The sequence below is a fragment of the Streptomyces sp. CA-135486 genome, from assembly GCF_050936555.1.
Taxonomy (GTDB): domain Bacteria; phylum Actinomycetota; class Actinomycetes; order Streptomycetales; family Streptomycetaceae; genus Streptomyces.
In genome coordinates this window covers 3,836,816-3,863,602 of the sequence record NZ_JBNJMM010000001.1, presented here as the reverse complement: position 1 = coordinate 3,863,602, position 26,787 = coordinate 3,836,816, and the positions used below count along the sequence as shown (strand labels likewise).

Annotated in this window: 20 protein-coding genes; 12 read left to right on the top strand and 8 right to left on the bottom strand. The window is 69.4% G+C overall.

The genetic code is table 11. From position 1 onward, the window contains the following. Positions 1 to 162 precede the first annotated feature (162 nt). Positions 163 to 2,445, top strand: a complete 2,283-nt coding sequence (locus ACQEVG_RS17400) for an ATP-binding protein (RefSeq protein WP_432985431.1) — start codon at positions 163 to 165, stop codon at positions 2,443 to 2,445. A gap of 44 nt (positions 2,446 to 2,489) precedes the next feature. On the opposite strand, the gene ACQEVG_RS17395 is transcribed toward ACQEVG_RS17400, so the two are convergent. After that, on the bottom strand, positions 2,490 to 3,068 hold the full coding sequence (locus ACQEVG_RS17395) for a sigma-70 family RNA polymerase sigma factor (protein ID WP_432984109.1): 579 nt from the start codon (positions 3,066 to 3,068) through the stop codon (positions 2,490 to 2,492). Between the two features lie 339 nt (positions 3,069 to 3,407). Next, the gene (locus ACQEVG_RS17390; RefSeq protein WP_432984106.1) at positions 3,408 to 4,214 is read right to left on the bottom strand and encodes a lytic transglycosylase domain-containing protein; all 807 of its coding nucleotides are present in this window, start codon (positions 4,212 to 4,214) and stop codon (positions 3,408 to 3,410) included. A 194-nt stretch (positions 4,215 to 4,408) separates the two neighbouring features. On the opposite strand from ACQEVG_RS17390, the gene ACQEVG_RS17385 reads away from it, so the two are divergent. The 8 genes from ACQEVG_RS17385 (at position 4,409) to ACQEVG_RS17350 (ending at position 13,146) form a co-directional block, all read left to right on the top strand. Continuing rightward, a complete protein-coding gene (locus ACQEVG_RS17385; RefSeq protein ID WP_432984103.1) occupies positions 4,409 to 5,137 on the top strand; it encodes a DUF6668 family protein in 729 nt (242 codons plus the stop codon). A gap of 5 nt (positions 5,138 to 5,142) precedes the next feature. Beyond that, on the top strand, positions 5,143 to 5,409 hold the full coding sequence (locus tag ACQEVG_RS17380; protein ID WP_432984100.1) for a hypothetical protein: 267 nt from the start codon (positions 5,143 to 5,145) through the stop codon (positions 5,407 to 5,409). Between the two features lie 208 nt (positions 5,410 to 5,617). Beyond that, complete coding sequence (locus ACQEVG_RS17375; protein ID WP_432985428.1) at positions 5,618 to 5,893, top strand: hypothetical protein; 276 nt, start codon at positions 5,618 to 5,620, stop codon at positions 5,891 to 5,893. A gap of 18 nt (positions 5,894 to 5,911) precedes the next feature. Then, entirely contained in the window at positions 5,912 to 6,670 is a 759-nt protein-coding gene (locus ACQEVG_RS17370) for a hypothetical protein (RefSeq protein ID WP_432984097.1), read from the top strand. Position 6,671: 1 nt separating this feature from the next. Beyond that, positions 6,672 to 7,880, top strand: a complete 1,209-nt coding sequence (locus ACQEVG_RS17365) for a hypothetical protein (RefSeq protein WP_432984094.1) — start codon at positions 6,672 to 6,674, stop codon at positions 7,878 to 7,880. A 159-nt stretch (positions 7,881 to 8,039) separates the two neighbouring features. Continuing rightward, on the top strand, positions 8,040 to 9,533 hold the full coding sequence (locus tag ACQEVG_RS17360) for an SCO6880 family protein (protein ID WP_432984091.1): 1,494 nt from the start codon (positions 8,040 to 8,042) through the stop codon (positions 9,531 to 9,533). Positions 9,534 to 9,829: 296 nt separating this feature from the next. After that, entirely contained in the window at positions 9,830 to 11,359 is a 1,530-nt protein-coding gene (locus ACQEVG_RS17355) for an ATP/GTP-binding protein (RefSeq protein ID WP_432985425.1), read from the top strand. Further along, complete coding sequence (locus ACQEVG_RS17350) at positions 11,356 to 13,146, top strand: type IV secretory system conjugative DNA transfer family protein (protein WP_432984088.1); 1,791 nt, start codon at positions 11,356 to 11,358, stop codon at positions 13,144 to 13,146. The genes ACQEVG_RS17355 and ACQEVG_RS17350 overlap by 4 nt, the downstream gene beginning before the upstream one ends. A gap of 75 nt (positions 13,147 to 13,221) precedes the next feature. On the opposite strand, the gene ACQEVG_RS17345 is transcribed toward ACQEVG_RS17350, so the two are convergent. Both ACQEVG_RS17345 and ACQEVG_RS17340 read right to left on the bottom strand, forming a co-directional pair. Further along, positions 13,222 to 13,800, bottom strand: a complete 579-nt coding sequence (locus tag ACQEVG_RS17345; RefSeq protein WP_432984085.1) for a hypothetical protein — start codon at positions 13,798 to 13,800, stop codon at positions 13,222 to 13,224. 483 nt (positions 13,801 to 14,283) lie between these two features. After that, positions 14,284 to 15,339 (bottom strand): inositol polyphosphate kinase family protein, encoded by a 1,056-nt coding sequence (locus ACQEVG_RS17340; RefSeq protein WP_432984082.1) that lies wholly within the window; start codon positions 15,337 to 15,339, stop codon positions 14,284 to 14,286. Between the two features lie 451 nt (positions 15,340 to 15,790). Between ACQEVG_RS17340 and ACQEVG_RS17335 the strand changes: the two genes are divergently transcribed. Further along, on the top strand, positions 15,791 to 16,153 hold the full coding sequence (locus ACQEVG_RS17335) for a DUF4913 domain-containing protein (protein ID WP_432985422.1): 363 nt from the start codon (positions 15,791 to 15,793) through the stop codon (positions 16,151 to 16,153). A 68-nt stretch (positions 16,154 to 16,221) separates the two neighbouring features. Next, on the top strand, positions 16,222 to 16,941 hold the full coding sequence (locus ACQEVG_RS17330; RefSeq protein WP_432984079.1) for an NUDIX domain-containing protein: 720 nt from the start codon (positions 16,222 to 16,224) through the stop codon (positions 16,939 to 16,941). Between the two features lie 139 nt (positions 16,942 to 17,080). Here the strand turns inward: ACQEVG_RS17330 and ACQEVG_RS17325 are convergent, their stop codons facing one another. Both ACQEVG_RS17325 and ACQEVG_RS17320 read right to left on the bottom strand, forming a co-directional pair. Next, positions 17,081 to 18,256 carry a DUF418 domain-containing protein gene (locus ACQEVG_RS17325; protein ID WP_432984076.1) on the bottom strand — a complete coding sequence of 392 codons (1,176 nt, stop codon included), beginning with the start codon at positions 18,254 to 18,256 and terminating at the stop codon, positions 17,081 to 17,083. A gap of 9 nt (positions 18,257 to 18,265) precedes the next feature. Further along, positions 18,266 to 18,706 carry a hypothetical protein gene (locus ACQEVG_RS17320; RefSeq protein WP_432984073.1) on the bottom strand — a complete coding sequence of 147 codons (441 nt, stop codon included), beginning with the start codon at positions 18,704 to 18,706 and terminating at the stop codon, positions 18,266 to 18,268. Between the two features lie 346 nt (positions 18,707 to 19,052). Here ACQEVG_RS17320 and ACQEVG_RS17315 point away from each other — a divergent pair, with 346 nt between their 5' ends. Further along, entirely contained in the window at positions 19,053 to 19,787 is a 735-nt protein-coding gene (locus ACQEVG_RS17315; protein ID WP_432984070.1) for a sterol desaturase family protein, read from the top strand. 316 nt (positions 19,788 to 20,103) lie between these two features. On the opposite strand, the gene ACQEVG_RS17310 is transcribed toward ACQEVG_RS17315, so the two are convergent. Both ACQEVG_RS17310 and ACQEVG_RS17305 read right to left on the bottom strand, forming a co-directional pair. Further along, positions 20,104 to 20,313 carry a DUF5988 family protein gene (locus ACQEVG_RS17310; protein WP_432984067.1) on the bottom strand — a complete coding sequence of 70 codons (210 nt, stop codon included), beginning with the start codon at positions 20,311 to 20,313 and terminating at the stop codon, positions 20,104 to 20,106. Between the two features lie 95 nt (positions 20,314 to 20,408). Then, the gene (locus ACQEVG_RS17305; protein ID WP_432984064.1) at positions 20,409 to 26,738 is read right to left on the bottom strand and encodes an SDR family NAD(P)-dependent oxidoreductase; all 6,330 of its coding nucleotides are present in this window, start codon (positions 26,736 to 26,738) and stop codon (positions 20,409 to 20,411) included. Positions 26,739 to 26,787: the final 49 nt, after the last annotated feature.

Genomic DNA, 26,787 nt, shown 5'->3' with positions numbered 1-26,787 from the left:
AACCGACATTCCGGAGATGCCCGAGCCGGGTCTCCGGTCCCGGCTGACGCTGCAGCCGGCCCCGAAGCCGCCGACGCGGACCGTGCGAGTACCGGACCGGGCGGGGTGGTGGCGCCTGGTGCCGGTAACTCCACTGCGGCGGTCGTGTCCGATGCGGCGGGGATGATGGCACCGGCTGGTGACGATCGCGGGACCGGCGAGGACGGGGGCGAAACGGGACACGCGGACCGGGCTACATCCGGTGCGGCTCCCGACACCGGCCCGTCCCCTGCTTCCGGTGCGGCTCCCGACACCGGGGCGGCCCCTTCCCCCGCCTTCGCGCCGCTGCCCTGCCAACTGCCCGCCGATCTGCCTGCGTTCACCGGGCGCGTCGCCGAACTGACCAGGACCCGTGCCCTCCTCCCGGAAGGCGAATTCCCGTCCACCGTGGTCATCAGCGCCATCGGCGGGATGGCCGGGATCGGCAAGACGACACTGGCCGTGCACTGGGCCCACGAGATCGCTCCCCGCTTCCCCGACGGCCAGCTCTACGTCAACCTCCGCGGCTTCGATCCCGGCGGCGCCGCCATGGACCCCGCCGAGGCCATCCGTGCCTTCCTCAACGCCCTCGGCATCCCTCCGCAGCGCATTCCGGACGGACTCGACGCGCAGGCAGCGCTCTACCGCAGTCTGTTGGCCGGCCGCCGCGTGCTGATCGTCCTGGACAACGCGCGCGACACCGAGCAGGTCCGGCCGCTGCTGCCCGGCACAGCCGGTTGTCTGGTCATCGTCACCAGCCGTAATCAGCTTTCCGGCGTGGTCGCCACCGGAGGCGCACACCCCGTGACCCTCGATCTGCTCTCCCCCGCGGAGGCCAGGGAACTCCTGACCCGGCGGATCGGGCAGGTCAGGGCGGCGGCCGAGCCGGAAGCCGTGGACGAGATCGTCGCGCTCTGCGGGCGGCTGCCGCTGGCGCTGGCCATCGTGGCTGCCAGGGCCGTCACCTACCCCGACTTCCCGCTGTACGCCATCGCCGACGAACTGCGCGAGAGCCACGGCAGTCTGGACGCATTCACCGGTACCGACGCGGCCACCGACGCCCGCGCCATCTTCTCCTGGTCGTACCACGCCCTGGCGCCCTCGGCGGCCAGGATGTTCCGGCTGCTCGCGCTGCACCCAGGACCGGACATCTCCACACGCGCCGCGGCCGCGCTCGCCGGACTGCCGCCACGTGAGACCCGCTCGCTCCTCGCCGACCTGACACGCGCTCACCTCCTCACCCAACGCGCCCCCGGTCGCTACACCTTCCACGACTTGCTGCGTGCCTACGCCGCCGAAATCGCCGACACCCTCGACACCGAGGCCGAGCGGCACGCGTCTCTGCAGCGGATGCTCGACCACTACCTCCACACCGCGCACGGCGTCTCCGCGCTGGTCACTCCCTACCGCGAGACGATCTCCCTGCCCAAGGCCGAACCCGGTTCCGGTGCCGAGACGTTCCCCGACCGCCAACGGGCGATGGCATGGCTGGGCACCGAGCGGCGAGTGCTGCGCGCCGTCGTCGAGCGGGCCGCCGAGGCCGGTTTCGCCGCACACGCCTGGCAGCTCGGCTTCGCCCTGGACCTGTTCTTCGACCGGCTGGGCCATTGGCACGACCAGTTCCTGATCCAGCGGGCCGCGCTGGCCGCAGCCCGGAGCGTTCAGGACCGGGTCGGACAGGCGCACGCGGAACGTGCCCTCGGCTTTGCCTGCCTCCGGCTGGACCGCGCCCAGGACGCCACCCGTCACATGTGGAACGCGCTGGACCTGTACGGCGCGCTCGGCGATCCCTTCGGGGAGGCCCGGACGCACCGCTGCCTCGCCTTCCAGGCCAACCGGGCCGAGCGCCACCACGACGCGCTGGACCACTACCGGCAGGCCCGCGCGCTGTACCGCAAAGTCGGCCACCGCAGCGGGGAGGCCAGCGTCCTGAACGAGGTCGGCTGGACGTACATCCTGCTCGGGGACCACAAGGAGGCGCTCACCCAGTGCGCGCAGGCCATCGCGCTGCACGTGGAACTCGGCGACCTCCACGGGGAGGCCGCAGCGCAGGACAGCCTCGGTTACGCCCTGCACCATCTCGGGGAGTACAACGAGGCCATCGACTGCTTCCTGACTGCGATTGAGCTCTACCAGCTGCTCGGAGACCGCTATCTGGAGGCGGAAACGCTGGCGCATCTTGGCGGCACCCGGCATGCGGCGGGAGACCGGGATGGGGCCCGCGCGGCATGGCGGCAGGCCGTGGCCATCCTGGACGCATTGGACCACCTCGAAGCCGAGCGGGTCCGCGACTCCCTCCGCCGACTCGACGAGGAGGGGACGATGGCCGGCCCGGGCCCCGAGGCGGAGCCCTCGGTGGCCGGGGCGGATTCCGGGCGATCCCCCGCAACGGAGCCGCCGCGGCCCGTCGGCGGACCGGAGCGGTAGGGACGCGGCGGTACACCCGACCTGTGGCGGGCTCGCCGGTCCGCTCAGGCCCGTGCCGCGCGTGCCGGCCTCGACCCGCCCACCGCGACTCCGCGTTCCTCCAGGGCCAGCCGCAGGGCCCGGAGGGCGTAGAAGACACGGGATTTCACGGTGCCTTGCGGGACGCCGAGAGCGACGGCCGCCTCCTGGGTCGTCCTGCCGACGAAGTACGTCTCGTACAGCACCTCGCGGTGTGCGGGGGCCAGCGCCTTCAAGGCTTCGCCGACCACGACGGAGGAGAGCAGTTCCTCGATCTCGTCCGCCTCGTCGGACAGTTCGGCCAGCCAGTTGCCGCCGTCGATCTCGTGCGGACGTGCCAGCCGCCTGCGGTGCCCGTCGATGACCAGATTGCGGGCCACCCGGAACAGCCACGGTCTCAGCAACTGCCCACCGACACCCAGGTCCTGCCTTCTCCAGCATCGCAGCAGGGTCTCCTGGACGATGTCCTCGGCCCGGTAACGGTCCCCACCGAGCAGACGCACCACATACGTGTACAGCGGGTCCGCCTGCTCCTCGTACAGCGCGCGCAGCGCTCGTTCCTGTTCGTCCCCCGCGCCGGCAGATCCCATGACGGACCACTTCACTGCGCACTCCCTCGGTCATCCGACCCCCCTGGGCCGAGAGCGGAGAGGGCGGCCGACTCGGCTGCCCTCGCTTGCCGGGAGTCTTGCGGGGGCGGTTCCACATCGCGTTGACAGCCGATTGACGCCTCATACATCGCCCGGTGCACAGTGCTTCCAAGTGCCGTTCGACCAGGCGGAACAGCTCGATGTCCGCCGGCGTGGTCCCGCCCCGCTCGATGAGCCGCTTCCACAGGGCGAGCACTCGCAGGCCCTGCTCGACGGCCTCTCCGGCGTCGGGCGGCCGCTCTCCATGACGCGGAAGGGGCCGGTGGTGCGGTCCGCTTCGTCGGAGGCTCACGGCTACTGCCCTCCGTCTCCGGTCGGAGTGGCGGCGGCGCTGCCGGTGGGGCTGAAGGACGGCGAAGGGGCGCCGAGACCCTGGTACTTCGCGAACAGCGCCCTGATGCCCACGACATAGCCCTGGGACTGGTTGGTGGCCGGGATACCTCCCGCCTGGCGTACGGCGTCCACGCCCGCGTCGTACGCCACGAGCGTCAGGTCGAGAACGCTGCCGATCGCCTTGCCGCTGTTCACGAGCCCTTGGACCTCCGTGGCCAGGGAGCACAGATAACGGCCCTGGGCCATGATCGAGTCGGGTGCGTCGAAGGCCGACACCTTGTCGTTGTCGTCGTCGTCCTTACCGAACTGTGTGAACACGGCCGGGGGCAGCTGGGAGATCCCCTGGGAGCCGTCCGGGCCGACCAGCGTCGGGTTGAAGTTGGACTCTTTCTCGATCTGGGCGGCGATCACGATCGGACCGATCACGTCGCAGATCGCGCCCGCGTTCTTAATGGGCTCCACCAGATCCGACGGCACCTGGGCGGGGTCCAGTTCACCCTTTCCGTCCCCCTGGAGCACCTCGATGACCTCGTCGGCGTCGTCCGCCGGGTTCTCGCCGCCGCCCCCGCCCCCGAACAGCAGGATGAGAGCGATGAGCGGGGCGAGGAGCACGCCGAAACCGCCGATGATGATGATCACGATGACCCCGCCGAGCAGCACGGCGGGCGACATCAGACAGCCGAGACCGCCCGCCGCCCCCAGTGCGATCTTGGCCGCGTTTCCCGAGGAGCCGTCGGGCTGACCGCTGGCTCCTTCACCACTGCTCATGAGCGCATCACGCTCTCCCCTTTCTTCTCGCTTGTCGCCGCTTGTTCGAAATGAGTCGCCGAAGTCGTGAACCGGTGCGGGGTGGGCTCCCGTTGTGGCGTCTGACGGATCACGACGGACTCGAAGAACGCAACGGGTCTCGGAGCGAACCAGTTCAAACACATGTATCGATCAGGAGAGGGGGTGGGACGCGCATGAGCGTCCCCTCAGCGGCGCCTTCCGGCCCGCAGATGTGGGTGCGGGGACCGACCGCCCAGCAGCCCGCCGGGCAGCAGATAGCTCCGGCGCCGACAGGCGCACCGCAGGAGGTGGCGGGACAGGCTCCCCACACACAGCCGCCGGATGGCCTGGACCGGCCGACGATGGTGATGAAGCCCGTCCCCGCCGAGGAGCAGAGGGAGGCCCACTGGGGGCACCCGCACCCTCAGCAGCAACAGCCACGGCAGCCGCAGGGCACGGGCCGGATCCGGCAACCAGGGGCGCTGTCCGGCCAGGGCGTTGCCTGGGTCGCGGCGCACGGCGGTGCCGGCGCCAGCAGCCTCGCGAGGGTACTCGGCGGCACCGACATCGGATGCCGGTGGCCCGACGCGTCCCGCGGCGAGCCCGCCAAGGTGGTGCTCGTGGCGCGGACGCACGCCGAGGGGATGCGGGCGGCGTCCCGGGCCCTGGGGGCTCTCCGTGAGGGCCGACACCCCCAGGGCATGGAACTGGTGGCCCTGGTACTCGTCGCAGACGCCCCCGGACGCCTTCCCTTCCCGCTCGCGCGTCGGATCCGGATACTGCGCTCCGTCGCACCGGTGCGACGCGTCCCGTGGATCCCCGCCTGGCGGATGGGCAAGCGGACGAAGAACTTGCCCAAGGAGGTTTTCCGGCTGGGTGCCCTGGCCGGGATCCGGCCTTCCGAGGCGGGTGAGCGGCGGTGACGGACATGGCAGACACGGCGGTAACGCTCGCCGCGACCTTCGCGCCCGGCGCCGAAGCGGATCAGCTGCTCGGCATCCTCGCCTGGTGCGCCTCGGCGGCCGGGGTCGGCGGTGTGATCACGGTCGGCATGTTGATGGCGCTCCAGCTCCGCCGCGGTGACCCGGGCGAGGGCGGAGAGCACTTCCGAGGCTTTTTCTTCGTCCTGCTCGCGTGCGTCCTGGCCACCACCGCGGGACCGATCGTGAACTTTCTCGGCCCGCTCGGGCTCTGAGCAACGGCCGGTCCCGCCGGACATTCCAGGGGCAGGCACGCCGGAACCGTCCGGTTCGTAGTGCCCGTACCACCCGCACCGCGCTTCCGGTCGCCGCGGATCCACCGGGCCGCGCCGGTCTCCCGGAGCTTGCGGAACCCCTTTCCTTCCCTTTCCTTCCTCAGCCACGCGTCAGTGGCGTACGACCTCGCAGGAGATTCCCATGAACATGATCACGCCTTTGCTGGTCAAGGCTGCCGCAGTGCCCAATCCGGGGCGCAATGCACCCGGCGAGCTCACCGGCAAGGTGAACACGGTCCTCGGCATAGCGGCATGGGCAGGCACCGCCGCCGGTGTGGCGGGCGTTCTGATCACCGGCGCGATGATGGCCATCTCCCTGAAACGCGGCGAGAGTTCCGAGCACATGGGCCGCCTCGGCATGGTGCTGGGCGGCTGCGTGCTGGTCGCCACCGCGGGCCCGCTGATCACCTTCGTCTTCGCCTGACCAGAGAGGTCGGACATCGTGTTCGGACGCAATCGGAGGAATGCCGGGGCGGACTCACCGTTCTGGAAGCAGCAGGGATGGATCCTGTCCGCGGCCTTTCTCGCCGTCGCTCTCGTCATGGCGGGGGTCACCTGGCTGACGACCGGCGAGGACCAACCGGCCGACCGGGCCAGGGCCGCCGCAAGGAACGGGCCGCTGTCCTCCTCCTCGAAGGGTGGAAAGCGCGGTGACGGGCGGCCGGACAACTGCCGCACCGACGACAGCAACGACGCGAAGCCGACGGTGTCACCAGACGACATCGAGTGGCGGCCGCTCGGCGCCGCGAAGGTTCCTGCATCCCGCTCCGCGGGCCCGCTACAGACGAGCGGTCCGCTCATGTGGTGCTTCGCCCACACACCCATGGGCGCAGTGATGGCCGCGCACATCATTCCCACCCATATGAGCGGACGGGACTGGCGCACCGTCACGGAGCAGCAGGTGGTGGCCGGGGCCGGGCGGGACATTTTCGTTGCGCAGCGGTCCACCGTCCCGGAGTCGGCACAGAACGGGAATGCCGTCAGCTCCTACGCGGGCTTCGCGGTGGACTCGTACTCCCCGGACGCCGCCAAGGTGCAGATCCTCATCAAAAGCGGTTCGGGGAGCGGCTACGCATCGACCTTCATCGCCATGAAGTGGGACGGCGGCGACTGGAAGGTGCAGCCCGGGTCGAACGGATCCCTCTACACGTCGATGACGACGGTGACGGGAAACGCCGGATTCATCATGTGGAAGGCGTGACATGGACTGCCCTACAGGAAACCCTGTCATCGACACCATCGTGGGCTTCTTCTCGTTCCTCGGCGACCCGATCGGCACCATCGTCAATGGCATCGCCAACGCCGTGCTCGCGGGCGCGATCGCGGTCTTCGGTGCGCTGACCGTCGCCATCCCCACGCTCGCCGGGACCGATACCTCTCAGCAGGTCAACGCCCAGACTCAGTGGGTCGTCGTCTACACGGCGGTCGGTTCGCTGATCTTTGCCGCCATCCGGATGGCTCTCGAACGGCGCGGGGAGGCAGGGGCCACCGCGCTCAAGGGACTGCTCCGGGTGATCCTGGTGGCAGGCGCCGCGACCACGGTGGTGACTCTTCTCGCGAACCTCTCCGACCGGTACGCCGACCACCTCTTCCAAGCGGGTGCCTTCAAGCAGCTGACCACCCAGATCGGCTGTCAGAAGGGCGACGGCATCACGTCGTTCCTGCTGCTCATCCTCGCCTTCCTCCTGCTCATCGCCGCCATCCTGCACACCATCCTGCTCTACATCCGCCTCGGCGTGATGATCGTGCTGCTGGGCACGCTGCCGCTGGCAGCGGCGGCGTCCATGACGGACTGGGGCAACGGCTGGTGGCGCAAGCACATCGGCTGGATGATCGCCTGGCTGCTCTACAAACCCGCGGCCGGCCTTGTCATGTACGCCGGCTCGGCGATGATCTCGAACGGTGCCAACAACAACATCCACCAACGCATCGCCGGCATCGGCGTGATGCTTCTGTCGGCGGTCTCCCTGCCCGCCCTGCTCAAGCTCGTCGTGCCCGCGACCGCAGGGCTCGGCAGCGGAGGTGTGGGGAAGGGGATGGCGACCATCGGCGGCGCGGTCGCTTCCGGAGCCAAATCGGTCGGCTCCTCGGGCGGCGCCCAGGGCGGAGCCGCCGGGCCTTCGGGTGCTGCGGGTGCTTCCGGTTCCTCCGGTTCCTCCGGCGGGTCCGGCGGGTCCGGTGCCGCAGGCGGAGCCGGAGCGGCCGGTCAACAAGGCGGTGCGGCAGCCGGCGCAGCCGGCGGCGGTGCGGCAGGGGGCGCAGCCGGTGGTGCCGGCGCTGCGGGAGCGGCGGCAGCCGCGGGTCCCGCCGGTGCCGCGATCGGCGTGGCGGTCGGAGTCGCCAAGGGAGTGGGACAGATCGCCACCGGCGCCGTGGAAGGCGCCGACGGGAACGCGGGCCACAACAGGTAGCGGCGGCTGCGCCGGCGCGTACTGCCGCTGGGCCGGGGGTCGGGTCTCTCCAGCTGTCCCGACCCCCCGTCCGGCCCCGGCGCGTTGCCGCAGTTCGGCAACGCCCGCGCTCCAGCAGCGAATCCACAAACCAAACAGAGAAAGGAAGGAAGCAGAACCATGTCTACGGAAGCCGTTACGCATCCCACCTACGGGAACTGGCGCCGGCCCAGGAGACCAGGGCTCGGCCCGCTCGGTCTGGTCGGCACCGTCGGAGTGTTCGGCGGGCTGGTCCTGGTGCTGCTCGCGTCACTGGCCTCGCTGGTCGCCGCCGCGGTGGTGCTCGCCCCGCTCGTCCTCCTGCTCACCCCGCTGGCCATACGGACCCAGGACGGGCGCAACGTCTACCAGCTGATCACCCTTCGCATCGGCTGGAGGCGCCGCAAGGCCAAGGGCGCGCACCTTTACGTCTCGGGGCCGTTGTCACAGCGCCCCGGCGGCCGGTTCCGGCCGCCCGGTCTGCTGAACCGGGTGGCCGCCAGCGAAGGCCGCGACGCGTACGACCGTCCCTTCGGCGTGCTGCACCACCCCAACCGCAATCTCTACACCGTCGTCCTCGGCTGCGAACCCGACGGTGGCTCCCTGGTGGATCCCGACCAGGTGGACGTATGGGTGGCGATGTGGGGCGAGTGGCTGGCCCGGCTGTCCCACGAACCGGGACTGCGCGGCGCCTCCATCATCATCGAGACCGCTCCCGATCCGGGCACCCGGCTGGCAACCGAAGTGCTGCCCCGGATCACGCCTGGTGCCCCGCCCGCGGCGCGCGCCGTGATGGAGGAAGTCGTCCAGCGCTACCCCTCGGCCTCCTCCGAGATGCACACCTACATCACCCTCACCTACGGCATCCCGCCCGGCCAGAAGCGCAAGCACGAGGACGTGATCACCGACCTGGCGATCCGTATTCCGGGGCTCCTCAGCGGACTTGTCGGGGCCGGCGGAGGCTCGGCGTACCCGCTGTCCGCAGAACGGATCGCCGAAGTCGTACGGGTGGCCTACGACCCGGCTGTCGCGCCGGACGTCCTCAGCGCGCGGGCCCAGCACGGCGGCACCGGACTGGAATGGGAGGACGCGGGACCGGCCTCATGCGTCGAAACGGTCGACGCGTACCACCACGACTCCGGGGTCTCCCGGACCTGGATGCTCACCCTCGCCCCGCGGGGGACGGTGCGCTCCAGTGTGCTGCGCGGCATGCTGGAGGCCGCCCCGGGGACCCGCCGCAAGCGGGTCGCTCTCCTCTACCGGCCCATCGACCCCGCGACTTCGGCGCGCATCGTCGAGGCGGACCGCCGCAACGCCCAGTTCATGGCCACCTCCGGTCGCGGCATGGTGCAGGCGCGAGCGGCTTCCGAAGTGCGGGCCGCCGAGCAGACAGCCGCTGAGGAGGCGTCGGGCGCGGGGCTCGTGGAGTTCTCACTGATGCTCACCGTCACAGTCGACGAGGCCAACCAACTCGGCGACGCGGGCGTGACCGTACGCAACCTCCTCGCGGCCTCGCGCGTTTCGATGCGTCCGGCCGACCGGATGCAGGCCGCGGCGTTCACCTGCACCCTGCCCGCAGGAATCCTCCCGTGGGAGCAGACGCTGGTCCCGCACGAGCTCCAGGAGGCGCTGTGAGCGAGAACCGTTCCCAGGTGCGCGAACTGGACCTCGGCGCGGGCTGGCCGGTGGGAGCGTCCGGCAGCACCAACGCCCTGAGCGGTATCACCCTCACAGAGGCGCACACGGAGGGCGACACCGGGAAGAAGACCCGGAAGAGCAGCAAGAAGGAGAACAGGAAAGAGACCAGGAAGGAGAACGGCAAGAAAACCCCGAAGGGCAGCAAGGGCGGGGGCAAGGACAGTTCCCCGGTGCGCGAACCGTTTGTACCCTCACGCGGCTGGCCTGGCGTCGGCGGCGGCCGGGTCGGCTATATGGATCCGCCGACCATGTGGCGCGCCACCACCGTGCAGGCGTGCGGGCTGTGGCCGTTCGCGGCCGGCTCCGGGGCGCCCATGACCGGTGTACCGCTGGGGCAGCATCTGTTCACCGGCGCCACGGTGTGCGGTGACCCGCTGTCGTGGTTCACCCGGGCCCGTTACATCTCCAACCCGTCCCTTTTCATGCTGGGCATGCCCGGTCTGGGGAAGTCGACCCTGGTCAACCGGATGCTCATCGGACTGGCCGCCACGGATGTGGTGCCACTGGTGCTGGGCGACCTCAAGCCGGACTACGCGGACACCGTGCGGGCCCTGGGCGGCCAGGTGATCTCCATCGGACGCGGGCTCGGCGGCATCAACGTCCTGGACCCCGGCGCCATGGGAGCCGCCGCCGCACGCATCGGCGGCGAGGCGGGCCGCATGCTGGCGGCCGAGACCCACGGCCGCGTGCTCAACATGGTGGCGGCGCTGATCACGATCGTGCGCGGGCGGCCGATGGACGACCACGAACAGTCCGTGCTCTCCGCCTGTCTGCACCATCTGCGCGAGCGCACCCCGCAGGGCCGCACCATATTGCTGCCCGATCTGCTCAGGGTGATCGACGAGGGGCCCGACCGGGTGCGCGCGGTCACCCTGGACCGGGGCGACGACACCCGGTACCGGGACGCGGTCGATCCGCTGCACCGCTCGCTGCTGGGCATCCTCGACGGTCCGCTGGGCGGCACTTTCGCCTCCGAGACCTCGACGCGTATCAATCCCGATGCCCCTGCCGTGTGCATCGACATCTCCCGTATCGGCGAGGCCGACACCCAGCTGACGGCGGCCGCGATGCTCGCGGCCTGGTCGGACGGGCTCGGTACGGTCGCCGCCTCGCATGCGCTTGCGGACGCCGGACTCGCGCCGCGGCGCTGGTTCTTCACCGTCCTCGACGAGCTGTGGCGGCCACTGCGTGCCGCCTCCGGCATCGTCGACCGCATCGACGCCCTGACCCGCTTGAACCGCTCCCTCGGCCTGGGCGACGCCAAGATCACTCACACCCTGAAGGACGCCGAGGCGCTGGGCAGCGACTCGGACCGGGCCAAGGCCCGGGGCTTCGTCGAGCGCGCCGGCATGGTGGTGTGCGCGGGCCTGCCGAAGGCCGAGATGGAGGACCTGGGCAGGGTCGTGGGGCTGTCCCGGCGGGAGATCGAACTGGTCTCGTCCTGGTCCTCGCCGCCCGGCTGGGCGAGCGCCGGGGAGAACGAGGAGCCGCCGGGGCGCGGCCGGTTCCTGATCAAGGTCGGCGGGCGGCCCGGTATCCCGATCAAGGTCGCCATCACCGAGACCGAACAGGAGCTGCACAACACCAACACCCGCTGGACCTCCAACGGATACGCCGAGGAACGGGCGGCCGAGCATGCCGCAGCCCAGGCGGCCGCGTTCGCCGCCGGTCCCGGTCCCGCCCTTGAAGACCTCGGCCCCGCCGTCGACCTGTCCCGTCCCGTCGTGGACCTGTCCGATCCCTCCAGGAGGTGGACCGCGTGAGCGGGAAGTCCGGCGGTGTGAACGGCAGCGATCTCGCCCCCTGGGCGATCGTTGCCGTCGCCGCGGTGAACCTGGTGCTGTTCGGTGCGACCTGGCTGGGCGGCACCCTGGGCGCGGCGGCGACGGGTGCGGGCTGGAATCCGCCGCCGTTCGCGCTGTCGACCTTCACGACCCTGATCACCGACGGCACCGGCCGAATCTGGCCGGGCGCCTCTCCGTACGGGGTGTACGGGGGCGTGATCGCCCTGTTCGCGGTGGTCGCGCTTCTGTTGGCCCTGGTCGTGACGAAGATACGGGGAGTGCGCTCCCGGCCCAAGGGCCTGGCCGGGCGACGGGAACTGGCGGCCATGGCGCCCAAGGGCATCGCTGCCCGCGCCCGTGAACTGCGCCCCTCGCTCAAGGGAGTCGAGGAGCTGGACCCGGACGAGACGGGCAATCTTCTCGGCGATCTGGAGCCGTCCGGGCCCGAACTGCGTTCCTCGTACGAGGACGTGGAGCTGGACCTCATGGCGCCGCGCGCCGGAAAGTCCACCGGTATCGCCATCCCGCGCGTGCTGCGGGCACGCGGGGCGGTGCTCCTGACCTCCAACAAGTCCGATGTGTACGCCGTCACGCGCGCCGAACGGGCAAAGATCGGCACGGTGTGGACGTTCGACCCCCAGGGGATCGCCCACACCCCGCGCGGCATGTGGTGGGACATGCTCGCCGAGTGCGTCACCATCGAGGGCGCCCGCAGACTGGCCGGACACTTCGTGGCCTCCGTCAACGACGACGCCTCGCAGAAGGACTTCTGGATCTCGGCCGCGCAGAACACCCTGACCGCGCTCTTCCTCGCCGCGGCACGCGGCAAGGCGTCCGTGATCGACCTGCTCGCGTGGCTCGCCGACCCCGCGGACCGTACGCCGATCGACCTGTTGAGGGACGCCGGGATGGCGGCAATGGCCGACCAGTTGCAGGGCACGGTCCGCGGTGCGGTCGAGACGCGCGACGGCATCTACGAGACCGCGCGCCAGTGCGTCGCCTGTCTCCTTGCCCCGGAGATCGTCGCCTGGGTGACCCGCGACCCCGACCTCCCCCAGTTCCGTCCGGAGCAGCACGTACTCGGCCGCGACACGCTCTACCTGCTGTCCAAGGACGGCGGCGGCTCGGCGGCCGGGGTGATCGCCGGAATCGCCGACGCCACGATGCGGGCGGGAGTGGTCGCCGCCGAGCGCATGGGTGGCCGGCTGGACCCGCCGATGACGGCGGTCCTCGACGAGGCCGCGAACGTCTGCCGCATCTCCGATCTGCCCGACCTCTACAGCCACTTCGGCTCCCGGGGCATCAACGTCGTGACGCTCCTTCAGAGTTACCGGCAGGGCGCGCGCGTCTGGGGCGACGCGGGCATGGACGCACTGTGGAGCGCCGCCACGGTCAAGCTGCTGGGCGCGGGGCTGGACGACGCCGACTTCGTGGAGAAGATCTCCAAACTGGTCGGCCAGCACGACGTGAGCACCGTCAGCGTCTCCAGGAGCAAGGACGGCTCCTCCCGCTCCGTCTCCTACCGGCAGGAACAGGTGCTGCCGCCCGACAAGATCCGCGCGCTTCCCAAGGGCACCGCGCTCCTGCTCGCCACCGGTGTACGGCCCGCACTGATCCGGCTCCGCCCCTGGTACAAGGAGCCGAACGCGGGCCCCATCTCGGCGGCGGCCAAGGCAGAAGTGGAGGCGATCACCGAGCGGGCCGCGCTGGCGTGGTCGGGGGTGACCCTGACGAAAGGGGCGGGCGACCCGGTGGAATCGGCCTGAGAGGGACCGGCGGAGTCGGCCTGAGAGAAGTGCGCGTGGCGGCCCGGGGGCGGGTCCGCCACGGCGCATGATCCCCTAGCTCCTGCCGAGCGAGTCCTGGCGTTGGGGCACGGCAGGCATGGACGCCGGCCGCGAAGAATTCTGGCTCCTCGAGCTGTTGGCCGGCACACCGGGGCTCCTCAGAGCAGCCGCCTCAACCAGCTCCGTACGGTTCCCGGCGGGCGGGCGCCCACCAGTGGAGCGCCGGTCGTAGAGGGGCTCGTCGACGTCGAGATCGAAGCTGCGCATCTGTGCGACCGAGGCCATGTTCCTCGTAGCGTTCCCGACGCCTTCCGCACTCGTGGGAGCCCGGTTGGTCGATTCCGCGTACTGGATCAGCTCGCGGGTCCTGCCCAGCTGCCCCCGCTCGTACATCTCCCGGAGCAGACTGTTGCCGGACAGAGCCATCTCCATCGCCTGGGCCATGGTTGCGGCATGGCTGTCGAATTCGTCCTCGTACCGGCCCACAAACCTGTCCTGCGGGCGCTCGGGCGCATTCCGCTCTTCGGACGCATGTGGCGCGGGCTCTCTGAAGAACTCCCGGATCAGGCGGGCGACAAGCTCCTGGATCGCGGCCAGCGACGACGTGTCGTCCTGCCCCTGCCCCATGCCCATGCCAGCACCGTCACCAGGGCCGGCACCAGACCGACCTTGTGTCGCGGCGGCCTCCTCGTGCGCCGAGCGCGGAGGGCTCCCTGTGGGTCCCATCTGCGATGGTACGGCCCGAACACCCGGTTCGGCAGACGGTGAGTCCAGCCGGGTGACATAGTCCCGTACTCCTTCGATGGCCTCCGGAGACAGACCCGAGCCGTTCGGCGCCCGCTGCAGGTCGTCGAGGTCCTGCAGGATCACTTGCTTCGCGCGTGTGACAAGTTCCTGATTGAGCAAGGCGATGTCCTCGCTCCTGCCAGGCTGTTCTCCCGGCCGACTGATCGCAGGCATGACGGCATTCCTTCCTGTCGTGTATGTGAATGTCCGCGGAGGCAGTTACGGGTGCGGGCTCCGTACGGTTCCGCGCGCCCGCGTGCGGCGCGCACAGCGGTTGGGGGCCCGGCACCATGCTCGCCGGGCCCCCTGTAAGCCACCGGCCGTGCCGGCTCACCTGCGCGGTACGACCTGCTGACTGGAGGTACTGGCGACCGCGACGGGCGTCGCCGACGCGGAGGTGCCTGCAGTGACGGTGGCCCCGACACCCCTCATGTTCGCCGCACCGGCGACATTCGCCTGCTCTTTCTCCGCACGCACCGTTTCCGCGGCTTTGATGAGATTGTCCATGCCCGCAAGGAACTTGTCCCGGTACTTGTCCTTCAGATCGACGGCCTTCTGGGAGGGCTCCCGGCCTGCCGTAGCACCCTCAGTCCCCGCGTTGGGCCGACTCGTGCTCGTGCTCTGCTCGGGACTGTTCTGCCGGCTGTCGACCGCGGTCACGTCCGTGGTCTGCGTGAGGGGATGGTTGGCATCGATGACATGAGCGAAGTCGATGAGCTTGGCATCCACAACCTGGTTGCCGTCGCGGGTCCCTTGAACGGAGAAGACGCTTGACGCAATGAATCCGAGGTCGGACTGCTCAGCGGCGTTCCTGATCCCCTCCATCTTGCCGATCACCTCCTTCCACACCTGGGGATCGTCGGAGAATTGCCGAAGGGTCTCCATGGATTCTCTGCCCGCCTTCAGACGGCTGTCGGGCGCGTCGTCTCCGCCGACGACACGCCATCCGCGCTCGGCACTTTTGGTGGCCCAGTCGACGACCGAGAGTTTCATCTCCTTCCATGCTGCCGCCGCGCTGCTCATACCGTGCTGCTCCGTCAGCTCACGGCGACTCGACGTTTTGTCCCCGACCTTCGCGTCGAGTTTCTTCATGTCCCCCTGCGCCATGTTCTCGAAGTACACATGTGTCTGGTCGTTCAGGCTCGCCGCCTGTTCGGCGGTGAGCCGCGGCTGCAAATCCCTCACCTGCTGCGCCGTGTACGACGTGGGCACAACGGGCGTCATGAGCGGGTATTCACCCTGCCGAATCCTGGCGTAGAACTCGCTCTCGATGGAGTCCCGCGGGGTGCTCTTCGCAAGGATGCTCCCGTCGCCGATCGGCTTGATGGCGCCGTGTCCTCCTTGGTTCACCGCTGCATGCTGAGTTTCGCCCGGTGGCGTGGTCATGGCTGCTCCTCTCGTGGTGCGCGAACCCGAACGGTGCGGGGGTTCATCGCCTGTTACCACAACGCGTTCGGGCTCCCAGGAGCTCAACGGACAGCATTGTGTGCGTCTTCGGGATCACCGCCCCAGTCGGGCGGCGGGCCGCCGACCCGGATCGTGTGGCTTTCAAGCCTTGAACTCCCTTTCGTCTGCGCTATGGAGCCGTTTCCCACGCCCACGACGGATACCGGACCTGCTCAGTTCAAAGGCCTGCCTGGAACGGCGCCCGCGAGCACTGAACCCTCGTCGTCGCGGTGTGCGTAGTACGAGTACCGACCAGAAGAACACCGACCAGAACTACGCAGACCAGACGGGAGCGGACGCGTACATGACCAGCGCCGCCGAGGCCATCGAGCCGACGGGAACATCCGAACCGGTCGCATCCCCTCAGCAGCAGGACCCGCACCAGGAGGGCATGTCGGCGCCGTTCATCCTCTACCTGGAGGGCTCCCGGCGCGAGGAGGCCCTGCGGGGTCTCACGGTCTGGGTCCACCATCTGCTGCTGCCGGTCTACGCCAGGGAGGTCACGTCGAACGCCCCCTGGTGTCAGCGCTGGTGGGAGCACCCCGAGGCGGTGGCCCAGCTGTACGGCCTGTGGATGGCCTGGCAGGAACTGACCGACTCACGCGCCGGGATGACGGGCCCGGCGGTCTGGCACCGCGACTACCTGGGCCACGTCATGAACGCGCTACGCGATCCGTCGGGGCCGTTCGCGGGCTGCAAACCGGGCGGCCACCGGCCGAAGGAGCCGCCCAAGACCGAACCCCGTCCGGCCTGACCCGGCCGACGCGGTGGGTCGCGTGACACCACTGCGTTCCACAGGAACCTTCAGAAAGGACCACCATCATGCCGCCGAGGACAAAGCGGTACGTCGTTCTCTGGGACGAGAACAACCCGAATGTCGCTCTGATCGGAGTGAAGGACCGATCGAATCCCTACACCGGGCAGCAGGACAGCGGGTATGGGGCGGGCTACCCGGCCGTCCCGGGCGGAAATGCGGAAGGGATGGAGTCCCCGCAGCAGACGCTGGCGAGGGAGATCAAGGAGGAACTCCTCGACCGGTATGAATTGACGAGCCTTCAAGCCGATGTCGTCACCAACACGTACCGCAACACGACCTACGAGACCTACACGGGAACAGGCCGTGAAAACCCCAACCCGCAACCGGATCTCAACGATCCGGCGTACCGTGAGAACATCACTGCCGGAGCAGTTGATGTGACCCAGCTCGGCTTGCCCGCTGATGCCACCCAATACCAGATCCTCACGGGGCTGGCCGAGCATGTGGGGAGTGAAACCAAGCCCTGGAGGCTCGAGCCGGCGCAGCAGCAGCAGTTCCAGATGTACACGGCCGCGGACAACTACCCTCTGCAGGAATTCGCGAGCCAGGTACAGCAAAGGCTGCAGGCACAGCAACAGCAGGGCAATATGCTGGCCCAGGTGGCGGCCATGGGCGCTCCCGGTATGACGGGGGCGCCGAATCCGAACGTCACGCAGAACGCAGCGGCGCCGCAGCAGCCCGGTAACCAGCACCAGCAGCAGAACAACGCCGGTCAGGGTCTGTGAAAGGATCATCCTGTGATCGCCCGGCGGCCGAGCGCTATTGCGCCGGCAGCACAGCCGACCTGTAAGCGAGGACAGCGGGCGCTCTGACCTCGATCCCGCATGAGGGGCCCGTCAGCAAGCTGACGGGCCCCTCAACTTTTCAACAGCCGCCCCGAGTGGCCCGGCGCAGCAGGAATTCCACGGGCCCGTAGCGGGCGTGGCGCAGCAGCAGAGCACTGAGCGCCAGTTGGGCGGAGTAGAGCACGAGACAGCCCGCCAACACGACTGCGGTGCCGACGCGGTCGTACAGACCGAGACCGTAGCCCGTGAAGACCAGTGCCAGTACGAGCGACTGTGTGAGGTAGTTGGTGAGCGACATCCGCCCGGAGGGCGCAAGCGCGTCACCGATCCTGCCCCCCGCGCGTGTCCGTACGAGCAGCAGCAGGGCACAGGCGTACGCGGCGGTGAGGGCGGGCGCGGTGATGATCCCCACTGCCCTGCCGACGTAGAACCACCGGCTGTCCAGCGGGCCGTCGGAGCACACCGCCATGAACACCCCGCCGGCCAGCCCGACGGGCAGCCCGCGGCGGATGATCCGCTTCATTCGTTCGATGTGGCGGTCCGGCTCGGCCAGAGCCCGCCACCTGCCCGCGGCGAGGCCGGCAAGGAAGGCCGCCAACATGTCGGCGGCGAAGAGCAGATCCCCGGCGAGGGCATCGGGCAGCAGCCGCGTGTTCGCCGTGACCACCGAGCCGGGGCCGCCTCGGTACGCGGCCACGGTTTCGGATGCCGTGGCGGCAAAGGCCTCGGGCCGGATCGGCTCGGTCATGGTGACGAGGAGCAGCCCGTAGGCGAGGAACAGGACGGCGACCGCGCACAGAAGACCTGCCGCGACACGCAGCAGAATCCGGGGCGACACCTCGCGGAACGCGAACAGCACGAGCCCGAGGGCCGCGTACGTCATCAGGATGTCGCCCGGGAAAAGCAGTGCGGCATGGGCAAGGCCGAGCAGGAACAGCACGGCCGACCGCCGCAGATGCCGCGGCGCAAAGGCGGCCGCGGTGCTTTCGGCCGAACGCTGCTGGAGGGTGAAGCTGTAGCCGAAGAGGAACGAGAAGAGCAGATAGAACTTGGTGGCGACCAAGGCGGTCACGAGCCAAGCGGCGGCACGGTCGAGGGCCGAGGCGGCCGGCCCACCGCCGAGGCCGGCGTAAGGGCCCGCCATGATCTGCGCGTTGATGAGCAGGATGCCGAGCAGGGCGAAGCCACGCAGTACGTCGATGTCGCCGATCCGTGCCGGCGGTGCGCCGCCATCGGGGTGCGAGGTAGCGGACACGCGCGACGCTCAGGAGGCGAAGGGAGCCGCGGTCCGGGTCTCGGAACCACGTGCGGGGGCCGGGGCCAGGGGCTGGGTTCCCGCGCGAGCGGAGTCGGCGGCGGACCTGCGGGCGGCCATGGCCCCGACCGCCCCGTCCACCGCGAAGAAGCACAGGGCGGCCGCCGCGAACAGGACGCCGGCCAGGGCCGAAATACCCGCCAGGACCGCGCCGGTCGGGGTGCCGGGCCACAGTGCCGCCGTCCCGCCACCGAGCAGATGGGTCAGGGAGGCAAGGGAGACCGGCGGCGGGTTCCATCCCCCGCCGGCCAGCACGACGCCCAGGCTTCCGCCCATCCAGACCGCTGTGAGGGCGAGCGGGGTCAGCACCAAGAGAGTCATCAGCCACTTGACGAAGTCGGCGGCACCCGGCCGGTCCACTCGTTCAGCTCGGTCATGCAGGGGCCTCACGATGCCTCCATGTCTCGGTGTGTCCAGGGCCGTGCGGCCTCTGTCGGCACCCACCACGGGGTGGCCCGGGAATCAGTTCAACCGGGGCTGGGGATCACGGCGGGCGCCCAGCTCCCAGGCGGTCGTGTCGCATGGCAATGGGGTCTACGCCTCTGCACGCAGCGGACTGGTCCGCTGCGGCAACTGCATACTGACGTCCGCCCAGCCCCCGACCGCGAGGGCTGGACCTGGCCACACTCACGTCGTCTGGGACACTGCCGTCACCGGTTCGTGCGCAATGGGGGGTGCCCCGATGGAGGGGATGGCAAGGTGGGCGCAGCAGCTGACCTGGCAGGAGGCCGCCGCGATGGCGCTGGCCCAGAACGGCTTGGTGCTACTGCTCGCCTTGGCGCTCGGCGTTCTGCTGCGGTGGTGGGCGGCCGGTGAAGGGAGACCGGGTGACGAGGCCAGGCGGCTGTCGCCGTTGGAAGCCGCGCTGATCGCGACAGCCGTCATACTCAACGCCGCTGTTACGGTGGCCGGTTGGTGGCTCTGGCAGCATGACTGGCTGGTGCTGCGGCCCGGCGCGGATCTCTGGGCGGTCCTCGATCTGGTCGGATTCATCCTGATCATGGATATGGCCATGTACCTGGGGCACGCAGCCGCGCATCATCCTCGGCTGTACCCGCTCGTTCACCAGCTGCACCACCGCTGGGTCGATCCACGCCCCTCGACACTGTTCGTCCTGCACCCTTTGGAGGTCGTCGGCTTCGGCAGCACATGGCTGGTGGTGCTGTGTCTGTATCCGCTTCACGCCTGGGCCTTGGTCGGCTATGCGGTGATCAACCTCGTCATGGGGACGCTCGGGCATCTGGGTGTGGAACCGTGGCCGCCACGCCTGCGGCGGCTCGAGGTCTTCCGTTGGTTCCCCCTGTCGAGCTTTCATGGCGCCCACCACGCCAACCCCGCCGTCAATCTGGGTTTCTACACCACCACGTGGGACCGGATCTTCGGCACCCTGGACCCCACGTACGACCGGGAGCGGATGGGCCTCACGAACAGAGCCGACCGTGGAGCCTCGGAGGTGGCCGACCCGCGGTAGCCGACTGGCCCGTCCTACCGCGCGACCAGATGCCGCAGCCGCCAGGGCGGCTGAGCCCCGAAGCTGAACAGCGCCTGATGGACCTGTTCCGGCGTCCATCAGACAAGCCGCCAGATCCCGACTCAGGCGGCTGACCTTGTAAGAGTCGTGCCTCAAGGAGACAGCGACGCAGAGGCCCCTGCCGCAGCCCGGCGGCGGGGCTGGTTGTGCCGCCGATCTGCGGAGGGTCGCTGGCCATGAGCACCATCCTGGCGTCGCCACTGCGGTTACGGCCCAGAAGTGGGCCCGCCCGCGCGGCAGCGCCAAGCGCCTACGATCACTCGGCGATGTAGGTGCGGTAGACCCAGCGGTAGACCGGCATCGTTTCACCGTGCAGGGTCCGGTGCTCGTGCGTGAACTCGAAGTGTTCATAGGCGTTGTGACGCAATATCTTGACTGGCTCTCCACACCCTCCGGGGGGCATTGCCCAGACTTGAGGAAGGTCGTCCGGGCCTCCCTGTAGGAGTACTAGACTTGATTGCTGCATGGCTCATACCTCCAATGGATTGGGATGAGCACGGATGGGAGAGCTTTGAAGGCCGCCCCTGGCGGAGGAGCCGTCAGCGCCGCTCGCCTGCGGATTTATGAACCAGCACCGTCCTGGAGGTTGAGGCCCATGTGGTCGGCGAGACCTGAGGCAAGTGCCGCCAGCGTCGGATGCTGATAGATGAAGTTGGCGGCGATCTTGATGCCTAGGCCCGTGTCCAGGCGGGTTCGCAGTTCCAGAGACAGCAGCGAGTCGAACCCCAGTGACTTCAACGGGGTCTGCGGGTCGAGGGTGGTGTTTCCCAGCCGGAGCACCGCACGGATCTGGTCGGCGATGTAGGCCTCCAGGGCGGTGCGTCGGGCAAGACCAGCAGGTATGGAGCTCAGCTCAGCCCGAATGTCGATGCTGTTGTTCTGCCCAGTGGTTTCGGGCCGATCGCCGGCGAGGAGGCTGAACAGCGACGAATGCCGGACCGCCGGGAGAATCCAGGTATCTGGATGCCCGGGGATCACTCCGGTGCGTGTGCGCCGGTGGACGATGAGCGCGTTCAGCGCCTGGAGTCCCTTTTTCGTGGGGATGGTCTGGTAGCCGCGTTCGGCGAAGTCGACGGCAGCTCCTGTCTCACCCCATGGGCCCCAGTTCACGGAGAGAGTCGGCATGCCGCGGCTCGTCCGCCACATGGCGAATCCGTCGAGCCAGGAGTTGGCCGATGCGTAGGCGCCCTGGCCGGGATTGCCCAGGAGAGAGGCCATGGACGAGAACACGACGAACCAGTCGGGGGCGTGAACGGCAGCGGCTTCGTGCAGTCTCCACGCGCCGGTCGCCTTGGGTTGCCACACCCGTAGGAGTTGCTCCTCGGAGATGTTGGTGACAGCGGCGTCGTCGAGGACCATGGCGGCGTGTACGAGGCCGCGCAGGGGCAAGCCGTTCGCGGTGGCTGCGGTCACGAGGCGTTCGGCGGTCCCCGGCTCGGCGATGTCGCCGAGAGCGACCGTGATTTGGGTCCCGCCGGCGCGCAGCTGCTCCAGGGTCCGCTCGGTGGTCTCCGAGCCGGGCGAGCGGCCATTGAGCACGATGTGACCGGCTCCCTCTTCGGCGAGCCAGCAAGCCGTCGCAAGGCCGACACCCCGCAGACCGCCGGTGACGATGTAGGCGCCATCCGGCTGCACGGCCGAGGGTTCGGGGATCACGGCGGTGGTCTCGCCCCGTTCGGGGACGGTCAGGACCAGCTTGCCGATGTGGCTCGCACCAGCCATCGAGCGGAACGCCTCCGAGGCTTTGGCCAGTGGGAAGCTCTGGTGGGGCAGAGGCTTCAGCTGTCCCGAAGCGATCTCGCCGAGTACCTCACGGAGCATGGTCGCGAACACCTCTGGCCGCCTGTGCTGTACCTCGATGAGGTCGACGGTGCTGAGGGTGATGTTGTGCCGGAAGGGCGACAACCCGACGGACGCGTCGGAGAGGATGTCGCGCACCCCCAGTTCGACGAAACGGCCGAACGGGCGCAAGGTTTCGAGCCCGGCGCGGATCGCCGCCCCGGACAAGGAGTTGAGGACGACATCGACGCCCGCGCCCCCAGTGACGGCACGCGTCTGCTCGGTGAATTGCAAGGACCGGGAATCCATGACGTGCTCAATTCCCATACGGCGCAGATAGCCGCGCTTCTCCGGATTACCGGCTGTGGCCAGTACTACGGCCCCCAGCATCCGGGCCACGCCGATGGCGGCGAGACCGGTCCCGCCGGTCGCGGAGTGAATCAGGACCCGTTCACCTGCGGTGAGCCGCGCCACGTGGCGCAGGGCGTACCACGCAGTGACATACGCCGCGGGGAGCCCTGCCGCTGCGGTGAGTCCGATTCCGGCCGGTACGGGCGCGACGGCGTGGACGGGCACAGTGACGAACGAGCCGAAGGCCCCGCCTCCCAGGTCGACGGCAAGCACCTGGTCGCCCACGGAGACGGCCTTGACATCCGGCCCCACCGCGGTGACCGTCCCCGCGCACTCGAAGCCGATGCGGTGCCTCACATCCTCGTCGGCCGGGAGAAGGCCCATGGCGGTGAGTACGTCCCGGAAGTTCAAGGCTGCGGCACAGACACGGAGTTCGACCTCCACAGGCCCCGGGGCAGGCCTGTTGGTCACAGCGAGTTCGAGCGCGCCCAGGTCGCCGAATCGGCCGACTCGGAGCCGGAAGCGGTCGGTACCGTAATGCACGGTGCGTGTAGTGGCCGTGGCGCGCTCGGTCTCCGTCAGTGGGGCGTAGTCCAGCCGCGCGAGGTGGCGGGTGCCGCCACGCAGGGCGACCTCGTCCTCGGGACCTGCGTTCAGCAGTTCGGCCGCCACGTCGTGCAGTGCCGCGTCGGCCGGGTCGGCGTCGAGAAGGGTGGCGCGGACTTCCGGGTGCTCATAGGCGAGGACACGTACCACTCCGCGCAGTGCGCTCTGACCGGGCTCGGCCGACTCTCCGGGTTCAACGCTCTGGGCGCCACGTGTGACCACGAACAGGCGAGGAGGTTCTGGACAGCCGGAGAGGACGGCTTGGACGATGTCGAGCAGCCGCCGGGTGCGTCGCAGTGCATCCGCTGCAGGATCCCCGCCCTCGGCCTGTGGCGCGCAGAGCAGTACCACCGCGTTCGGAGGCGCGGGGTGGGCGGCCCAACGGTTGACGAGTTTCTCTTTCAGCAACCCGAGCGGCTCGTCGCCAACCGGGGCGTCGAGCACGTCGGTGGTCGCCGCTGTAGCACGCAGCATGGCCGCCAGAGCCTCGGCGGAACCATCCGCCTCCCCGATGACCAGCCACCTCTCCTTGGGGGCCGTCCCCTGTGTCTTCGGGCGTACAGCCGGTCGCCAACGCGTCTCGAAGAACCAGCCGTCGACACCGTCGACACCGGGCGCGCCATGGCATACGAGCTGCAGGCCGTCGACAGTGAGCACAGGCTTGCCCGCTTGGTCCAGCAGAAGGGCGTGTCCGGTGACGCCGCCGGCCTCCTCCTCTTCGATGCGCGCGTGACAGTACACGGCTGTCGTGGGGTCGCCAAGGATGCGTACGGCCTTGACTGCGACCGGCAGGACCAGCCCCTGGCCGGGCGCCCGGATCAGCCCCGCCACCAGCGCTTGCGCGCAGGAATCGATAAGGACCGGGTGAATACGCAGGTCGTTCGGCGCCGATGCCGCCGCTGCCGGTAGGTGGATGCGGGCCCACGTGCTCTCACCGTCGCGTGAGACCCGCAGGTTCGTGATGCCCGTGAAGGCAGGTCCGTGTTCGATGGCGCGGGCGCGCATGCTCGCGTAGAGCCAGGCCGGGTCGAGGGCGACGGGGTGCTGTGCCGACCGCACCGTCACCTTCGCCGTCGGCGCCAGCGGTGGTACGCCGGCGTGGTGCAGCTCGGCAGTGGCCTGCCGAACCCAGTTTCCGTCGCCATCGCGACCGAAGATCTCGCACTCGGCACGGTCCGGAGCGGTCATGGTCACGCTGGTGGTCACCTCAGTGTGCTCACCCAGCTGCAGGAGCTCGAGGAACCGGACGTCGGTGACCTCAATTTCCTGCTCAGGCACACCGAACACCTCGCAGGCCGCGGTCAGGGCAAGGGCGCAATAGCCGGCGCCTGGAAATACCGGATCCGAGTGCACCCGGTGGTCGGCCAGCCATGGCACCACCGTGGTCCCCGCGTCTCCCCGCCAGTAGTGGCGGACCTGTTCACCAGGGACTTCGGTGTGTGTGCCGGGCAGCCCGCCGCCCCTGCCCACAGGCGCGCCCGGAAACGGGGCGGCACCCGCCCAATGACGTTGCCGGTCGAAGGTGAGGGAGGGAACGTCGGTGAGCTCCGCGTCCGCGTAGAGCCTGGACCAGTCGACATTGACCCCCACGCAGTGCAGGGCCGCCAACTGGGCACGAAATGTGAGCAGTTCCTCTGCATCACGGCGCAGGGTGGGCAGGACAACCGGGTTGTCGACGAGAGAGGGCAAGCTGTCCGTGACGGAGCGGGTGACGACTGGGTGGGGAGAGACTTCGACGTAGACGTGGTGCCGGTCCGCGGCAGCGGCGGCGATCGCGGAGGCGAACCGGACGGGGTGGCGCAGGTTGGCGCACCAGTAGAGGGCGTCGAAGTCGGGAGTCCGCCGTGGGTCACTCAGAACTGTCGAGTAGAACGGGACTCGGGGCTGCTCGGGCGTCACGGCCGCCAGGGCATGGCGGAGGTCGGAGAGCAAGGGATCCACCTGGGGAGAGTGCGAAGCGACGTCCACGGCGATCAGGTGCGCGGGAATGTCCCGCGCATCCCAGGCGGCAACCAGACGTTCCACCTCACGGGTCTCACCGGCGACGACGGTTGAGCCGGGGGAAGCGAGGACGGCAACGGAGACCGCTCCCGTTGCCCCGGCGGTGTTGAGTTCCTCTTCCACCGCCGCCTGGTCCATGCTCACCGTCGCCATGGCGCCGTCCCCCGCAATCCGGGTCAGCAACGCGGACCGGCGGCAGATGACCCGCACACCGTCGCCGAGAGTCAGCGCTCCGGCCACGACGGCAGCCGCGACCTCACCCATGGAATGGCCCACGACCGCGGCCGGTTCGACCCCATGCGCCCGCCACAGAGCGGCAAGCGAGATCTGCAGCGCGAACAGCAAGGGCTGCACGCGCGAGCATTCAGTCACCGGCACCCGGGTGTACACCAGGTCGAGTACGGAGAACCCCGCCTCGGACCTGATCAGTGCATCGACCTCGGTCATGGCCTCCGCGAAGGCCGGTTCCTCGTCCAGCAGGGCGCGTCCCATGCCCGGCCACTGCGAGCCCTGCCCGGAGAACACCCACACCGGGCGCCGGGAAACTCCGGCGGCCACCGCGCCGGAGACAAGGCCCGGGCGGGCCACTCCGGCCGCGAAGGACCTCAAGGCGTCCACCAGGTCGTGACGGGAGGCGGCCACCACACCGAGGCGGCCACGGCCCGGCGCGCGCCTCAGCGCGAGTGTGTGGGCGACGTCGCGCAGCGGCACACGCGATCCATCTCCCTCGATCCAGTCGGCGAGCCGTTGCGCCGCCAACGGGAGCACCCCGGCGGACCCCCCGGGCACGAGAAAGACCTCCGGTGTCGCGCACTCCGGCCGGCGCGGGGCAGGCGGGTGGCTGGGGACGGCAGCAGGTGCCTGCTCGAGGACGACGTGGGCATTGGTACCGGAATACCCGAACGACGAGACCGCCGCGAGCCGGGGGCACGAGCGAGTGGGCCACTCGGTCAACCGGGTGGGCACGAAGAAGCGGGTTCCTTCCGGCTCGATAGCCGGGTTCCACTCCGTGAAATGCAGATTCGGCGGTACAAGTCCGCGCTGAAGACACAGCACGGCTTTGATCAAGCCGCTGATTCCGGAGGCTGGTTCGAGATGTCCCAGATTCGTCTTGAGCGATCCGAGCGCGCACCGGTCACGGCCCGCGCCGTAGACCTGCGCCAGGCTTGAGAACTCGATCGGATCCCCGACCGGCGTGCCCGTGCCGTGCGTCTCGATCATCCCCACGTCCCGCGGGTCGGTCCCGGCACGTTCCAGTGCCTCCCGGAACAGGGCCTGTTGGGCCGCCCCCGAGGGGGCGGCCAGCCCGTCGGACCGACCGTCCTGATTCACCGCCGAGCCGCGTACCACGGCGAGTACCCGGTCACCGTCCCGCAGGGCATCGGCCAGGCGTTTAAGCACGACGACACCGCATCCCTCGCCGCGGACGAAGCCGTCCGCCGCGGCGTCGAACGTGTGGCAGCGTCCCGTCGGCGACAGCATTCCCATCCGGGCGAAAGACCTCATTGTCCGGGCGCCGAGGATGAGCGTGACACCGCCGGCCAGGGCGAGGTCGCACTCACCGGACTCCAGCGCCCTGCAGGCCAGGTGGAATGCCACGAGCGATGAGGAACACGCCGTGTCCAATGCGACACACGGACCGTGCAGCCCCAGGAGATAGGAGATACGGCCCGCGGCGACGCAGTGACCGTTCGTCAGAAGCGAGCCCTCCAGCTCCAGCGGCTGCCCGGCGAGACCCTCGTAGAAGTCGTTGTAGCTGATGCCCAGGTACATCCCTGTCGAGCTGCCGGCCAGCCGATCGGGTGGCAGCCCCGCGTGTTCCAGTGCCTCCCAGGCGACCTCCAGCAGCAGCCGGTGCTGCGGGTCGAGCACGTCCGCCTCGCGACCGGAGACTCCGAAGAAATCCGCGTCGAAGCCCGACACGTCCCGCAGATAGCCGCCCTGTCGAGCCATCGGATTCCCAGAACCGACGCTGTTGTGATGACCGCCTGATGCCTCACGACCGGCGGGAGGGTCCCCGACGGCATCCAGCCCCTCAGCCAGCAATCGCCACAGCGAGGCAGCGGAATCGACATCACCGGGAAGCCGGCACCCAAGTCCGACAACGGCGATACGCTCGTCCTCTCCGCTCGCAGGGTACTCACGCTGGATCATGGGATACCTCCCCCTCCCGTTTGTCGGACGGGCCCGGATCGAAACAGAC

Bases quoted from the DNA above. Each gene is read 5' to 3' on its own strand.
- ACQEVG_RS17400 (WP_432985431.1), top strand. From the start codon at position 163: ATGATGGCACCGGCTGGTGACGATCGCGGGACCGGCGAGGACGGGGGC.
- ACQEVG_RS17390 (WP_432984106.1), bottom strand. From the start codon at position 4,214: ATGAGCAGTGGTGAAGGAGCCAGCGGTCAGCCCGACGGCTCCTCGGGA.
- ACQEVG_RS17385 (WP_432984103.1), top strand. From the start codon at position 4,409: ATGAGCGTCCCCTCAGCGGCGCCTTCCGGCCCGCAGATGTGGGTGCGG.
- ACQEVG_RS17380 (WP_432984100.1), top strand. From the start codon at position 5,143: ATGGCAGACACGGCGGTAACGCTCGCCGCGACCTTCGCGCCCGGCGCC.
- ACQEVG_RS17375 (WP_432985428.1), top strand. From the start codon at position 5,618: ATGATCACGCCTTTGCTGGTCAAGGCTGCCGCAGTGCCCAATCCGGGG.
- ACQEVG_RS17365 (WP_432984094.1), top strand. From the start codon at position 6,672: ATGGACTGCCCTACAGGAAACCCTGTCATCGACACCATCGTGGGCTTC.
- ACQEVG_RS17360 (WP_432984091.1), top strand. From the start codon at position 8,040: ATGTCTACGGAAGCCGTTACGCATCCCACCTACGGGAACTGGCGCCGG.
- ACQEVG_RS17355 (WP_432985425.1), top strand. From the start codon at position 9,830: ATGGATCCGCCGACCATGTGGCGCGCCACCACCGTGCAGGCGTGCGGG.
- ACQEVG_RS17345 (WP_432984085.1), bottom strand. From the start codon at position 13,800: ATGGGCATGGGGCAGGGGCAGGACGACACGTCGTCGCTGGCCGCGATC.
- ACQEVG_RS17340 (WP_432984082.1), bottom strand. From the start codon at position 15,339: ATGACCACGCCACCGGGCGAAACTCAGCATGCAGCGGTGAACCAAGGA.
- ACQEVG_RS17335 (WP_432985422.1), top strand. From the start codon at position 15,791: ATGTCGGCGCCGTTCATCCTCTACCTGGAGGGCTCCCGGCGCGAGGAG.
- ACQEVG_RS17330 (WP_432984079.1), top strand. From the start codon at position 16,222: ATGCCGCCGAGGACAAAGCGGTACGTCGTTCTCTGGGACGAGAACAAC.
- ACQEVG_RS17315 (WP_432984070.1), top strand. From the start codon at position 19,053: ATGGCGCTGGCCCAGAACGGCTTGGTGCTACTGCTCGCCTTGGCGCTC.
- ACQEVG_RS17310 (WP_432984067.1), bottom strand. From the start codon at position 20,313: ATGCAGCAATCAAGTCTAGTACTCCTACAGGGAGGCCCGGACGACCTT.
- ACQEVG_RS17305 (WP_432984064.1), bottom strand. From the start codon at position 26,738: ATGATCCAGCGTGAGTACCCTGCGAGCGGAGAGGACGAGCGTATCGCC.